We start from the raw sequence: 13,814 nt of genomic DNA on the forward strand, positions 1-13,814 counted from the left end.
TCAGCCGGACCCGGTCGGGCGGGCGACGGCGTCCAGCGCCGCGAGCGTGGTGGCGTCGAGGTGGATGGCCCCGGCGGCGATGTTCTCCTCCAGGTGGCGGGGGTTGGCGGTGCCGGGGATGAGGAGGACGTGGGGCGCGTGGCGGAGCAGCCAGGCGAGGCCGATCTGGGCGGGGGTGTGGCCGAGGGAGCGGGCGACGGCGAGGACGGCCGGGTCGTCGGTGACCTTCGGCACGCCGGGGAAGGCGCCGCCGAGCGGGAAGAACGGAACCCACGCGATGCCTTCCGCGGCGCACAGCCGCAGCATCTCCTCGTCGTCGCGGGTCACCAGACTGTAGGCGTTCTGGACGCAGACGATCCCGGCCGGGACCGCCCGGCGCAGTATGTCGAGGGTGACGCCGCTCAGGCCGATCGCGCCGATCTTGCCCGCGTCGCGCAGCGCGGTGAGCACCGCCAACTGGTCGTCGAGGTCGACCCGTTGATCACCCTCGGCCCGCAGTCCCGGACCGGCGTCGAGGCGGCGGAGGTTGACCACCGGGATGTGGTCGAGGCCGAGGCCGGTCAGGTTGGCCTCGACGCTCGCCCGTAGTTCCTCGGGCCGCTGTGCGGGGCGGAGCGTGCGGGCGGCGCCGGGGTCGGGTTCGGGGTCGGCGCCGACCTTGCTGACGACCGTGATGCCGTCCTCGGGGCGGAACGCGTCCCGGATGACGTCGTTGACGAAACCGTCGCCGTAGAAGTGGGCGGTGTCGACGTGGTCGACGCCGAGTTCGGCCACGCGGCGCAGCAGGGCGATCGCGGCGCGGCGGTCGGCGCGCAGGTGTTCCAGTTGCATCGCGCCGTAGCCGATGCGGGAGACCGTCCGGCCCGCCAGGTCCGCGGCCCCTCCGGCACGGGGCGCGCCGGAGGCCGTGTGCTGCGGGGTGAGGGTGCTGTCGGTGGTCATGGGCGTCCGTCCTCATGAGACGATGAGTGAAGCGGAGGAACCTCCGCTATGGCGACTGTAGCACTATTACCGGAGGTCCCTCCGTTTTGAACCGCGCCCACTCCACACCACCGGAAAAGGAACCCGGACCGAAGCGGCGAGCCGCCCGCGCGCCCCGCGCCGACGCGCTGCGCAACCGCGACCGGCTGATCGCCGTGGCCCGGGCCGCGTTCGCGTCCGCCGACGACACCGTCCCGCTGGAGACCATCGCCCGCGAGGCTGGCGTGGGGATCGGCACCCTCTACCGCCACTTCCCGACCCGGGAGGCGCTGGTGGAGGCGGTGTACGCCGCCGAGCTCGACGACGTCACCGACGCCGTCCCGGCTCTGCTGCGGGAGCTGGCGCCGGACGCGGCGCTGCGGGCGTGGATGGACCGCTACGCCGCGTTCATCGCGACGAAGCGCGGGATGCTCGACACGCTCCGGGCCGGCTGGGCGTCCGGGCGCATCGCCACCCCGTCCACCCGGGAACGCGTCACCGCCGCCATCGCAGAACTCCTCGCCGCCGGGGCCGAAGCGGGGTCGCTCCGCTCCGACGTCGAGCCGGACGACGTCACCGCGATGCTCGTGGGCGTGCTGCTCTCCACGGCGGAGGCCGACCCCCCGGAACGCACCGGGCGCCTGCTCGACCTCGTCATGGCCGCGCTGCGTCCGACCGGCGTTCCCGCCGACGAGGCGTAGCCGCCGGGGAGTTGACCGGCTTACGCCCGCTCGCCCGCCGCACCGCCGCCACTCCAGCCGTGGTCGAGGAGGTCGAAGATCCGGTCGAGGGCGGCCTCGGAGTCGGCGCGGCCGTGGACGAGGGCGACGGCCTCCAGGGCGAAGTGGGCCAGCGCCTGGCAGCCGGGGTCGCCGGCGGGCAGTCCGGCGTCCTCGGCGATCGCCGAGGCCAGGGCGTTCTCGTGCCGCAGCCACATCCGGCGGGCGTACTCGCGCAGCGCCGGGGTGGTCTCGATCAGGCGGAGGAAGTCGGGGAAGCGGGGGTCGTCGCGCACCTGGCGGGCGCGTTCGCCGCGGAGCATCCGGCGCAGCGCCTGGGGGACACTGTGGCCGGCGGGACGGTCGCGGACGGCGGCGGTCAACGCGGCCTCGCGGTCGGCGTCCTCGTCGAAGACGAGCGCTTCCTTGCCGTCCGGGAAGTGCTTGAACAGCGTGGTCACGGAGACGTCGGCGGCCTCGGCGACGTCCCGCACGCCCACCGCGTCGTACCCGCGTTCCAGGAACAGCTCCAGCGCCGCGTCCGCCAGGGCGCGGCGAGTGGCGGCCTTCTTGCGCTCACGGCGCCCCATCTCGGTCACCCCGCCACTTTAGCGCATCGGATCAAAAAGTTGAGCTGTTGCATATATTTAGCGGCTTCACTTACTGTGGTGGCGTCCGGTCGCCCCGGCCGGACCGGCGACACGACAAGGACCCACCCATGACCACCACACCCCGCATCGCCATCGTCGGCGGCGGGCCCGCCGGGCTGATGTGCGCCCGCGTACTCCAGCGGCACGGCATCGAAGCGGCCGTCTACGACGCGGACACCGCCGTGGACTCCCGCGACCCGGGAGGCACCCTCGACCTGCACGCCGACTCGGGCCAGATCGCCCTGGAGGACGCCGGTCTGATGGACGCCTTCATGGCGCTGGCCCGTACCGAGGGCCAGGCCAAGACCAGCCGCGACCACCACGGCACCGTCCGCGCCGCGTTCGTCCCCACCGACGACGACACCGCGGCCCCCGAGATCGACCGCGGCCAGCTGCGCGCCATGCTCCACGCACACCTGCGGCCCGGCACCGTCCGCTGGGGCCACAAGCTGCTGCGGGTCGCCCCCGACGGCGACGGCGCGCATCTGCTGGAGTTCGCCGACGGCGGCCGGGTCTCCGCCGACCTGGTCGTCGGCGCGGACGGCGCCTGGTCGAAGGTCCGCCCGCTGCTGACCGACGCGGTACCGGAGTACCTCGGGGTGTGTTTCCTCGACGTCCGGTACGACGACGTCGACACCCGCCACCCCGGCATCGCCGAACTCGTCGGCCACGGCCACATGTTCGCCAACGACGGTGACGGCCGCGCGGTGATCGTCCAGCGCAACAGCGACGGTGTGGTGCGCGGCTACATCGCGTTCCGCGCCGAGGCCGACTGGCACACCCGGGCCGGTGTCGACCTCACCGACCGCGCGGCCGTCCGCGCCTTCCTGCTGCGGGAGTTCAGCGGCTGGTCGGCGCTGATGCGTCCGATGCTCACCGACAACGACAGCGACTACCTGCCCCGTGCCTTCCACGCCCTGCCCGCGCCGCTGACCTGGCGGCGGGTGCCCGGCGCCACCCTCGTCGGCGACGCGGCCCACCTGATGGCACCGTTCGGCGGGCACGGCACCAACCTCGCCCTCCTCGACGCCGCCGAACTCGCCCGCGCCATCGCCGAGGAGGCCACCGTGGACGCGGCGGTGGCCCGTCACGAGGCGGCCATGTTCGCCCGCTCCGGCGAACTCGCCGTCCAGTCCAACGCGGCGCTGCGGCGCTTCTTCGCCACCACCTCCCCCGACGCCCCGCACCTGCCCCCGGACCACGCCGCGGAGCACGAGGAGTACCGGGCGAGGGCGGCCGAGTACCGCCGTCGGCAGGGCGAGGCCGGCCGCGCGTAGGGCGCCGGGGACGACCGGCCGGTCAGCCGTCGAGGGCGGCCCGCGCCGCGGCCACCAGGGCGGGGTCGGTGACGTGGTGGGTGTCCGCCTCGGCCGACGAGCCCGCGGCGCCCATGGGCACCCAGGCGCCGCCGCGCCGGGCGGGGGCCGGGCGTTTGGCGGAGAGGTGGACGGCGGCGGCCCCGGCGGCGACGAGACGGGGGATGTCCGACGGGCGCACACCCGCCCCGGCCATCACCTCGACCCCGGGCGCGGCGGCGGCGATCCGGCGGATCGTGGCGACGCCGTCCACCGCGGTGACCGCGCCGCCGGAGGTGAGCACCCGGTCCACCCCCAGCCCCGGGGCGAGCGCGGCGGCGGCGACCGGGTCGGCGGACTGGTCGATCGCCCGGTGCAAGGTGACCTCCACCGCACGCCCCGCCGTCACCGCGGCGTCCCGCGCGGCGGCGACCCACCGGCGCACCGCCTCGGTGTCGAGCGCGCCCTTCTCGGTGAGCGCGCCGACGACGACGCCCGCGGCCCCGGCGGCGACCACCGACCGCACCTCCGCCGTCATCAGCGCGATCTCCTCGGCGTCGTAGACGAAGTCACCGGGGCGGCAGCGCACCAGCGCCTGGACCGGCACCCCGGTGGCCACCGCCGCCGCCACGAGCGCCTGCGACGGGGTCACCCCGCCGAGTTCCAGCGATGCGCACAACTCCACGCGGTCCGCGCCGCCGTCCCGGGCGATCCGGGCCCCGGCCGGGCTGGTGACGGCGATCTCCAGGGCGGTCCCGGCTCCGGTTGCCGCCGTCACTCGTCCGCCCCGGTCATCGGCTGGTCGGCGGGGGCGATGACGCGGGCGGTCAGATCGGGGTCGGCCATGTCCGGGTCGAAGGGGAACATCGGGCGGCGGATGCGGCGGTGGCCGAGCCGCACCAGGTCCTGGTCGACCCCGCCGGGGGTGAGGGCGAGCTTCCAGTCGGCGGCCATGGCGAACAGTTCCGGTTCGAGGTAGCCGATCTTGACGATGACGAGGTCGGCGGCGCGCGGGTCGAGCGCCAGGTCGGTGAAGTCCTGCTCGTGGTGGTAGGGCTTGCGCAGTTCGGTGAGGATGACGCGGACGCTGCCGACGCGCAGGACGACCTCGGTGACTGCGTCCCGGTCGCCGCGCTTGACGGCGTGGACGACCCCGGTCATGGTGAGCGGTCCGGCGTGCCGGTCGTCGACGGCGGCGCCGCCGGTGACGGTGACGGTGGCGCCGACCCCGGCCTCCAGGGCGGCGGCGACGGCCTGCGGGGCGGGCAGCGAGGCGTAGATGACGGCCGGGCCGTCGGGGCGCTGGAACTCCGGCCGGGCCAGGACGTGTCGCAGCCCCCAGGTGACGTCACCGGCGCCGCCCGCGGTCGGGTTGTCACCGGTGTCGCTGATGAAGTAGGGGCGGGCGGTGGAGGCGAGCGCCTCGTCGATGCAGGCGTCCAGCGATCCGGTCGGCGCGACGAAGGCGAAGTCGCGCCGGGCCCGCCAGAAGCCGCGGGCCAGGCGTTCGGCGCCCGCGGTGACGGCGTCCCGGGAGGTTCCGGTGACGACCACCGCCGCGCGGTTGCGGGGTTCGTCGGCCCAGGCGTAGCCGACCCAGATCGCCGCGTCGATCACCCCGTCCATCGCCTCGACCTCCTCGACCGCCGCGTAGACGCCGCGCCCGGGCTCGATGCGGGTCGAGGTCTGCTCCCCGGCCAGCAGGACGGGCACCGGGACCCACGCCTTGACCGGCCGCGGGGCGCCGGTGGTGAGCAGGTGCACCAGGTTGCGCGCGGCGCGTTCCTTGGTCTCCATGTGGTCCTCGTGCGGGGCCATCCGGTAGCAGGTGATCAGGTCGCTGAGGTGGGCCAGTTCGCGGGAGACGTTGCCGTGCAGGTCCATGGAGGTCGACACCAGGACGTCGGGGCCGACGACCTCGCGGACCCGGGCGAGGAGTACCGCCTCGGCGTCGTCGATGCCTTCGACGGTCATGGCCCCGTGGATGTCGAACCAGACGCCGTCCAGGTGCGGCGTCGCGCGCAGCCGGTCGAGGAGTTCGGCGGAGAGTTCGGCGAAGGCGTCCGCCGTGACCATGCCGCCGGGCAGCGCCTTGCCCACCAGCGCGCCGCGCCAGTCGGCCGCGTCGGCGAGCGGCCGGCCCGGGGCGAGGAAGGGGTAGCGGGAAAGGACCTCCGGTCCGCGTTGCGGGTGGAAGGCGGCGGCCCCGGTGCGGGCCGGGGAGAACGTGGACGATTCGATCCCGAGGCCGGCGATGGCGATGACGGGACGGGCGATGGCGGTACGCGGTTGCGGCATGGCTCCTCGTGCGGGTGGTGACGGCGTCAGGCGCCGGAGCGGGCGGGGTCGTGGTGCGGCGGGAGAGGGACGGGCGCGGTGGTGCGGGGGTCGCCGGAGACGGCGTCGAGGGCGCGTTCCAGGGCCCGTTGGAACGCGAACTGGCCGGCGCCGACGAGGCCCGCCTCCGCGCCGAGGCTGGCGCTCTCGATCACCAGGTGCTTGGTGACCAGCGGGTGGCACCCCTCGTACAGCTGGCTGCGCACCGCCGCGACGAACGGTTCGAGGGTGGACAGGATGCCGCCGAGGTAGACGGCGTCGGGGTTGAAGAAGTTGACGTTGGCGGCGAGGACCATCCCCAGGTACCTCCCGGCGCGGCGTACCGCGCTGGTGGCCGCCGGGTCGGCCTCGGTCGCCAGCCGGACCACGTCCTCCGGGGAGCGCACGTCGGCGCCGCCGGCCCGCAGGACGCGGACGAGTGCGGCGCCGGAGGCCACGGTCTCCAGGCATCCGGTGTTGCCGCAGGAGCAGGGGGTGTCGTCGGCGGCGTCGATGCGCACGTGGGTGATGTCGCCGGCGGCGCCGGTCGCGCCCCGGTAGAGCCGTCCGTCGACGATGATGCCGGCGCCGATCGCGGAACCGATCTTCACCATGATCGACTGCCGTCGTCCGGCGGGCCGTACCGCGTGTTCGCCGACGGCCATGCAGTTGGCGTCGTTGTCGACGGCGGCGGGGACCCGGAACCGTTCCTCCAGCCAGGCCGCGACCGGGAAGCCGTTCCAACCGGGCATCCGGGACGGCAGGTTGACGGTACCGGTCGCCACGTCCACCGGCCCGGGCAGCGAGAGGCCGACGCCGCGCAGCAGGTGCCGGCCGCGCCGCTCGGCGAGTTCTTCGAGCAGGTCCGCGAGGCGGGGCAGGGCCGCCTCGGGCCCGTCGGCGATGGCGAACGGCACGGTCGAGACGTCGGCGAGCGTGCCGCCCGGGAGCACCACGGCGATGCCGGCGTGGCTGCCGCCGAGGTCGGCGGCGAGGGCGAACTCGTCGCTGCCGCCGAGCCGCAGCACCTTGCGGGGGCGCCCGCCGGTGGACGAGTGCGTGCCCTGCTCGGCCACCAGCCCGCGGTCGATGAGCTGGCCGACCGCGGCCGAGATGGTCGACGGCGCGGCCCCGAGCAGCTTGGCCAGCTCGGTGCGGGAGGTCGCCCGGCCGGAGGCGATGAGCTGGAGCACGCGCGCGGGCAGGGACGGGGCGCCGGTGCCCGTCCGGTGCGCGTCACTTTTTTCAGGCATGGAGAAAATAACTCCCGGAACGGAGATCGTGGTGTGACACTACGCCCCGATCCGGTGGTGTGGGAACGGTGGTGTGTGGTGTTCCCGCACGGTCACCGTGCGGCGAATTGCCGTTATCCATGCAGGTCAAGTGGGGTGCTTGTCTTCTTCTGCGGTTTTTTCAGGACCGCAGAAACCAACTTGTTACGGAAGTCGGGCTGTTTTTTCGGCCATCGACGTCGTTGACTGGCGGCTCCGTGCCACCTCGAGGAGTGCCATGTCACCAGCTCGCACGGCGGCGGGCCGCCGCCGCACGCTCGTCGCGGGCGCCGCCGTCTCGGCGGGCCTGCTGCTCGCAGGCTGCGCCGGGGTTGGCGGCGTGCGGCCCGCCTCCCACGACGCGATCAACTACGCGCTGCCCGCGAACTTCACCCCCAACTGGATCCTGCCGATCGGCACCGCGGCCCATCTGAACACCAACAACGCCTCCATCTCGGCCGCGCTGTGGGAACCGCTGGTCTCCTACGACGGCTCCACCGGCACCGTCGGCTGGAACAAGGCGGCCTCCATCGCCACCGCCGCCGACTTCGCCCCGGACGGCAGAAGCGTGCGGATCACCCTCGGGGACCGCCACTGGAGCGACGGCCACCCGATCACGTCACGCGACGTCGACTTCTGGTACCGCCTCATCAAGGCGGACAAGGCACAGTGGGCCGGCTACAACCCGGGCCAGGCGCCGGACAACTGGACCTCGCTGAAGATCGCCGACGACCACCACTTCACCCTCACCTTCGACAAGGCGTACAACGCCAACTGGATGCTCGCCAACGAGCTGAGCCTGATCAGACCGCTGCCGCAGCACGCCTGGGACCGGACCGGCCCCTCCGCGCCCGTCTCCGACGCCGACACCACACCCGAGGGCGCCCGGCGGGTGTGGGACCACCTCAACACCGTCGCCAAGGACATCTCCGGCTACGCCACCAACCCGCTGTGGAAGACCGTCAGCGGCCCCTACACCATCCGTTCCTTCTCCACCTCGGGCACGGTGCGGCTCACCGCCAACACCGCGTACGACGGCGGCGAGAAGGCACACATCCGCACCGTCAACCTGCTGCCGTTCACCACCAAGGCGGCCGAGGAGAACGCGCTGCGCACCGGGCAGGTCGACTACGGCTACGTCGACCCGGCCGACCTCGGACAGCGGAAGCTGTTCACCTCGCACGGGTACCGGATCGAACCGTGGACCGGGTGGGCCATCACCTACATGCCGTACAACTTCGAGAACCCGGCGATGGGGGCGGTCTTCCGGCAGTTGTACGCCCGGCAGGCGATCCAGCTCTCGATCGACCAGGACAGCCTGGTGAAGGCCATCTTCAACGGGACCGCCGTCCCCGGCTACGGACCCGTCCCGCAGGCGCAGGCGTCCAACTTCCTGTCGCCGGCGCAGAAGGCCAACCCGTACCCGTACTCCACCGCCCGGGCGAGGGCGCTCCTGACCGGACACGGGTGGAGCGAGCGGGACGGGGTGATGGTGTGCGTCCGGCCGGGGACCTCACCGTCGCAGTGCGGCCCCGGGGTGAAGGGCGGCACCCGGTTCCGGATGCAGGTGCTCTCCCAGTCGGGTTCGACGGTGACCGACAACATGATGAGTGCCATCCAGTCCTCGCTGTCGGAGAGCGGGATCGCCCTGTCCATCAAGACCGCGCCGGTCAACTCGGTGCTGGCGCAGACCCCGCAGTGCACCGCCGACCAGCCGTCCTGCGACTGGCAGTTGTCGTTCTTCGGCACCGCCGGCAGCTGGTACTTCCCGGCCTTCCCCACCGGTGACTCGCTCTTCCAGTCCAAGGGCGGCTCCAACTTCGGCAACTACTCCGACCACCCGGCCGACCGGCTGATCACCGCGTCCACCACCTCCGACTCACCGCAGGCCATGCTCGACTACAGCGCGGCCCTCGCCAAGGACCTGCCGGTGATCTGGCTGCCGGAGCCCGACTACCAGATCTCGGTGATCAGAGACGGCCTCGGCGGCTTCGCCCAGGACTCGCTCGCCAACTTCCACCCCGCCCAGTGGCGGTGGACGAAGCCGGCCACCGAAGGCGCCGACCCGACCCGAGCGGAACGCCCATGACGACCCTCCTGTACCTGACCAGACGCGTCCTCCAGGCCGCCGTGGTGATCCTCATCGTGACCGTGGTGGTCTTCTGCCTGCTGCACGCGCTGCCCGGCGGACCCGCCCGCGGCATCCTCGGTCCGCAGGCGACCGCCCAGCAGATCACCCAGTTCAACCACGAGCAGGGGCTCGACCGGCCACTGCCGTTGCAGTACGTCCACTACCTCGGCACCATGCTCCACGGCGACCTGGGGACCTCCTACACCCTCAACGAGTCGGTCTCCCAGCTGATCTGGCAGCGGCTGCCGAAGACCCTGGTGCTCACCGTCCTGTCGGCGGTGGTCGGGCTGGTGCTGGCGATCCCGCTCGGCATGTGGCAGGCGGTGCGGCGCAACAAGCCGGCCGACTACGTCATCACGGCGCTGAGCTTCGTCGCCTACGCGACGCCGGTGTACTTCCTCGGGCTGGTGCTGGTGCTGGTGTTCAGCATGGTGCTGCCCTGGCTGCCGCCGCAGGCACCGCAGGGCGAGACCCTCGGTGCGGTGCTGTCGGACCCCGCCGCCCTCGTGCTGCCGGTCGTCGCCGGTGCCGCCTCGATGGTCGCGGTCTTCAGCCGCTACATGCGCGCCGCGACGCTGGAGAACCTCTCCGAGGACTACGTCCGCACGGCGCGGGCCGGCGGCGCCGGCCGGCGCGCCATCCTGTGGCGGCACGTCTTCCGCAACTCGCTCACCCCGGTGGTGGCGATGCTCGGCTACTACGTGCCGGTGCTCTTCGGCGGCGCGCTGGTGGTGGAGCAGTTGTTCAACTACCCGGGGATGGGGCTGCTGTTCTGGAACGCCGCCCAGTCCTCCGACTATCCGGTGCTGCTCGGCTGCGTCCTGGTCATCTCGGTCGCCACCGTCACCGGCACGCTGCTGGCCGACATCGTCCAGCGGATCATCGACCCTCGTGTGAAGGCAGGTCGCGCATGAGCGCCGTGCTGCAACCGGGCCGGGCGCTCGGCACCGGGCCGTCCCCGCAGAGTCCGGCGGCGCCCACGGGCACCCGGCTGGCCGTGCGCCGTTTCGCGCGCAACCGGCTGGCCGTCGCCGGCCTGGTGGTGGTCGTCCTCTTCGTGCTGTTCTGCTTCGTCGGCCCGTTCCTGTACCGCACCGACCAGATGCACACCGCGCTGTCGGAGGTCAACCTCCCCCCGAGCCTGCGGCATCCGCTGGGCACCGACGCGGTCGGGCACGACGAACTCGGGCGGCTGATGTACGGCGGCAAGGTGTCGCTCCTGGTCGGCCTCGCGGCCGGTCTGCTGGCGACCGTGATCGGCACGCTGTGGGGCGCGGTGGCCGGGTACGCGGGCGGCTGGGTGGACGCGGTGATGATGCGGGTCGTCGACGCCGGCATCGCCATCCCGGCGCTCTTCATCCTGCTGGTCATCTCCGCGATCCTCACCCCCGGCGTGCCCGGGCTCGTGCTCATCCTGGGCATCGTCTCCTGGCTGGTGCCCTCGCGCCTGGTGCGGGCCGAGACGCTCACCCTGAAGAACCGCGATTACGTGCACACGCTGCGCGCCATCGGCGGCACGCACACCCGGGCGATCACCCGCCACATCCTGCCCAACACGGTCTCCACCATCGCCGTCGCCGCCACCTTCCAGGTCGCCGACGCGATCCTGCTGGTCGCCTACGTCTCCTACCTGGGCCTGGGCGTGCAGCCGCCGGCCACCGACTGGGGCGGGATGCTCTCCGCGGGCCTGACCGCCGTCTACTCCGGCCACTGGTGGCTCATCCTGCCGCCCGGCCTCGCCGTCATCCTCGTCGTGTGCGCGTTCAACGCCATCGGCGACGGACTGCGCGACACCTTCGACGTCAGGGGACGGGGATGACCGCCACCACCACGCACGAACCGATCCTCCGCCTCGACGACCTGGACGTCGCGTTCACCACCGAGACCGGGCGGGTGCCCGCGGTGCGCGGGGTCTGTCTCGACGTACGCCCCGGCGAGACCCTGGCGCTCGTCGGCGAGTCCGGCTCCGGCAAGTCCACCGTCGCCCTGGCCGCCATGGGCCTGCTGCCCGGGAACGCGCACGCCACCGGCCGGGCACTGATCGCCGGGACCGACGTCCTCGCCGCCCGCGAGTCCGACCTGACCGGGTTGCGCGGACGCACCGTGTCGATGGTCTTCCAGGAACCGGCGACCGCCCTCGACCCGCTCACCCGCGTCGGCGCCCAGATCGCCGAGGTGGTGCGCAACCACCGTGACGTCTCCGCCCGCGAGGCCCGGCACGCCGCCGTGGAGCTGCTGCGCCGCGTCGGCATCCCGGACCCCGAGCGGCGCGCGTCGGCCTACCCGTTCCAGCTCTCCGGCGGTCAGCGGCAGCGCGTCGTCATCGCCATGGCCATCGCCAACGACCCCGGGCTGCTCATCGCCGACGAACCCACCACCGCGCTCGACGTCACCGTGCAGACCGAAATCCTCGACCTGCTGCGCGAGTTGGCGGTGGACGCCGGGACCGGGGTGCTGCTCGTCACCCACAACATGGGGGTGGTCGCCGACTTCGCCGACCGGGTCGCCGTCATGCTGCGCGGCGAGATCGTGGAGACCGGGCCGGTCGAGGAGGTCCTGCTGCGCCCGGCGCACGAATACACCAAGCGGTTGCTGGCGGCGGTGCCGAGGCTCACCGTCGCGGAGGCCGGGGCGGCGGACACGGACGGCGCCGGGGACCGTGCGGAAGGCAGCGGCACGGCGTCGGAGGCACCCGTGGTCGACCTCGACCGGGTCGGTGTGGTCTTCGGCCGCGGCAGCCGTGCGGTGCGCGCGCTCGACGGCGTGTCGCTGACCGTCCGGCCCGGGGAGACCGTCGGACTGGTCGGGGAGTCCGGCTCGGGGAAGTCGACCGCCGCCCGCGTCGCGCTGGGGCTGATCCGACCGTCCTCCGGCAGCGTGTCGCTCTTCGACACCGATCTGCGCAAGGCGTCGGCACGCACCCGCCGTACCCTGCGTGCGGGCATCGGGGTGGTGCTCCAGGACCCGGTGGCCTCGCTGGACGCCCGGATGACGGTGGGCGAGTGCGTGGCCGAGCCGCTGCGCGTCCACCGCCGCGACCTGCCGGCCGCGGAACGCCGGGCGCGGGTGGCGGAGGCGCTCGAACGCGTCCAGCTCCCGCGGGCCCTCGCCGACCGCGCCCCGCGGGAACTCTCCGGCGGCCAGCGGCAGCGCGTCAGCCTCGCCCGCGCCCTCGTCCTCGAACCGCAGCTCCTGGTGGCCGACGAGCCGACCAGCGCCCTCGACGTCAGCGTGCAGGAAGCGGTGCTGACCGTGATCGCCGAGTTGCAGCGGGACCTCGGTTTCGCCTGCCTCTTCGTCTCGCACGACCTGGCCGTGGTGCAGCGCTTCGCCCAGCGCGTCGTCGTCATGCGCGGCGGACACGTGGAGGAACACGGCACCACCGGGACGACGTTGCTGCGTCCGCGGACCGACTACACCCGGCGGCTGCTGGCCGCCGTCCCCGTCCCCGACCCCGTTCTGCAACGCCAACGCCGCCTGCGACGGCAGGCCGCCGGATCAGGAGCCGACGCGTGACCCGACCCCTGACACACCCCACGGTCGTCGCCGGCGTCGACATCGGCGGCACCACCACGCAGGTGGTGCTGTGCACCCCCGACCTGGCCGTAGTGGCGCACACCCAGATCCCCACCCCGGCGGCCCAGGGCGGCCCGGCGATGATCCGCGCCGCCCTCGACGCGCTGCGCCGGCTGCTCGGCCAGTCGCCCCGCAGGCTGGCGGGCGTGGGGGTCGGCGCGGCCGGGGTGGTGGACACCGCGACCGGCCGCGTCCTGGTGGCCAGCGACTCCTTCCGCGACTGGGCCGGCTTCCCGGTCACCGCCACCATCGAGGCCGAACTGGGCGTACCGGCGTTCCTCGACAACGACGTCAACGCCTTCCTGCGCGGCGAGGTCGCCAAGGGCGCCGTCCAGGGCGAGCGCGACGTGCTCGGCATCACCCTCGGCACCGGTGTCGGCGGCGCCCTGTGCCTGGGCGGGACCCTGCTCGACGGGGCGCACGGCGCGGCCGGGGAGATCGGCCACATCCCCGGCTTCGGCGACCTGCCGTGCACCTGCGGCGGACGCGGCCACCTGGAGACCCTCGCCTCCGGCCGCGCCGTCGCCACCCACTACGCGCGGCGTACCGGACACCGCACCACCGCCCGGCACATCGCCGCCGCGGCGGAGAACGGTGACGCCGACGCCCGGGCCGTCTTCCACGCCGCCGGAACCGCCGTCGCCCGTGCCGTCCTGATCACCGCGGGCCTGCTCGACGTCACCACCGTGGTCCTCGGCGGCGGCCTCACCCACGCCTGGCACCTGCTGCACCCCGCGATCCGCCAGGCGCTGGAGGCCGAACCGCCGGTCAGCGCCCAGCCGATCCGCCTGGAGCGCACCCGGCTGGCCGGTCACGCGGCGGCCATCGGCGCGGCCTGCCTGGCCGGTCCGCGCCCGGCGCCGGTCGGGGCGTAGCCGTCCGGCCGTGGCGGGTCC

Annotated in this window: 12 protein-coding genes; 7 read left to right on the forward strand and 5 right to left on the reverse strand. The window is 73.6% G+C overall.

The genetic code is table 11. The features are described 5' to 3' along the window. Window positions 1-942, reverse strand: a complete 942-nt coding sequence (locus tag SCATT_RS28905) for an aldo/keto reductase (protein ID WP_014151867.1) — start codon at window positions 940-942, stop codon at window positions 1-3. 86 nt (window positions 943-1,028) lie between these two features. Between SCATT_RS28905 and SCATT_RS28910 the strand changes: the two genes are divergently transcribed. Beyond that, window positions 1,029-1,661, forward strand: coding sequence for a TetR/AcrR family transcriptional regulator (locus SCATT_RS28910; RefSeq protein ID WP_014151866.1), 633 nt, complete (start codon window positions 1,029-1,031; stop codon window positions 1,659-1,661). A gap of 20 nt (window positions 1,662-1,681) precedes the next feature. Here the strand turns inward: SCATT_RS28910 and SCATT_RS28915 are convergent, their stop codons facing one another. Continuing rightward, entirely contained in the window at window positions 1,682-2,269 is a 588-nt protein-coding gene (locus SCATT_RS28915) for a TetR/AcrR family transcriptional regulator (protein WP_014626751.1), read from the reverse strand. A 128-nt stretch (window positions 2,270-2,397) separates the two neighbouring features. Between SCATT_RS28915 and SCATT_RS28920 the strand changes: the two genes are divergently transcribed. Further along, a complete protein-coding gene (locus SCATT_RS28920; RefSeq protein WP_014151864.1) occupies window positions 2,398-3,606 on the forward strand; it encodes an FAD-dependent oxidoreductase in 1,209 nt (402 codons plus the stop codon). A 22-nt stretch (window positions 3,607-3,628) separates the two neighbouring features. Here the strand turns inward: SCATT_RS28920 and SCATT_RS28925 are convergent, their stop codons facing one another. Genes SCATT_RS28925 through SCATT_RS28935 form a run of 3 tightly spaced genes read right to left on the reverse strand, consistent with a single transcriptional unit; the run spans window position 3,629 to window position 7,193 of the window. Beyond that, a complete protein-coding gene (locus SCATT_RS28925; RefSeq protein WP_014151863.1) occupies window positions 3,629-4,402 on the reverse strand; it encodes a copper homeostasis protein CutC in 774 nt (257 codons plus the stop codon). Then, window positions 4,399-5,922, reverse strand: coding sequence for a M81 family metallopeptidase (locus tag SCATT_RS28930; RefSeq protein WP_014151862.1), 1,524 nt, complete (start codon window positions 5,920-5,922; stop codon window positions 4,399-4,401). The genes SCATT_RS28925 and SCATT_RS28930 overlap by 4 nt, the downstream gene beginning before the upstream one ends. 26 nt (window positions 5,923-5,948) lie before the next feature. Beyond that, window positions 5,949-7,193 (reverse strand): ROK family transcriptional regulator, encoded by a 1,245-nt coding sequence (locus SCATT_RS28935; protein ID WP_014626752.1) that lies wholly within the window; start codon window positions 7,191-7,193, stop codon window positions 5,949-5,951. Window positions 7,194-7,449: 256 nt separating this feature from the next. Here SCATT_RS28935 and SCATT_RS28940 point away from each other — a divergent pair, with 256 nt between their 5' ends. Genes SCATT_RS28940 through SCATT_RS28960 form a run of 5 tightly spaced genes read left to right on the forward strand, consistent with a single transcriptional unit; the run spans window position 7,450 to window position 13,793 of the window. Next, window positions 7,450-9,300, forward strand: coding sequence for a peptide ABC transporter substrate-binding protein (locus SCATT_RS28940; RefSeq protein ID WP_014626753.1), 1,851 nt, complete (start codon window positions 7,450-7,452; stop codon window positions 9,298-9,300). Beyond that, a complete protein-coding gene (locus SCATT_RS28945) occupies window positions 9,297-10,256 on the forward strand; it encodes an ABC transporter permease (RefSeq protein WP_014151859.1) in 960 nt (319 codons plus the stop codon). The genes SCATT_RS28940 and SCATT_RS28945 overlap by 4 nt, the downstream gene beginning before the upstream one ends. Then, window positions 10,253-11,161: an ABC transporter permease gene (locus SCATT_RS28950; protein ID WP_014151858.1), complete on the forward strand. Its 909-nt coding sequence runs from the start codon at window positions 10,253-10,255 to the stop codon at window positions 11,159-11,161. Before SCATT_RS28945 ends, SCATT_RS28950 begins: the two co-directional genes overlap by 4 nt. Next, window positions 11,158-12,858: a dipeptide ABC transporter ATP-binding protein gene (locus SCATT_RS28955; RefSeq protein ID WP_014151857.1), complete on the forward strand. Its 1,701-nt coding sequence runs from the start codon at window positions 11,158-11,160 to the stop codon at window positions 12,856-12,858. Before SCATT_RS28950 ends, SCATT_RS28955 begins: the two co-directional genes overlap by 4 nt. Further along, the gene (locus tag SCATT_RS28960) at window positions 12,855-13,793 is read left to right on the forward strand and encodes an ROK family protein (RefSeq protein ID WP_014151856.1); all 939 of its coding nucleotides are present in this window, start codon (window positions 12,855-12,857) and stop codon (window positions 13,791-13,793) included. The genes SCATT_RS28955 and SCATT_RS28960 overlap by 4 nt, the downstream gene beginning before the upstream one ends. The last annotated feature ends 21 nt before the right edge of the window (window positions 13,794-13,814 follow it).

This window comes from Streptantibioticus cattleyicolor NRRL 8057 = DSM 46488 (assembly GCF_000240165.1).
Taxonomy (GTDB): Bacteria; Actinomycetota; Actinomycetes; order Streptomycetales; family Streptomycetaceae; genus Streptantibioticus; species Streptantibioticus cattleyicolor.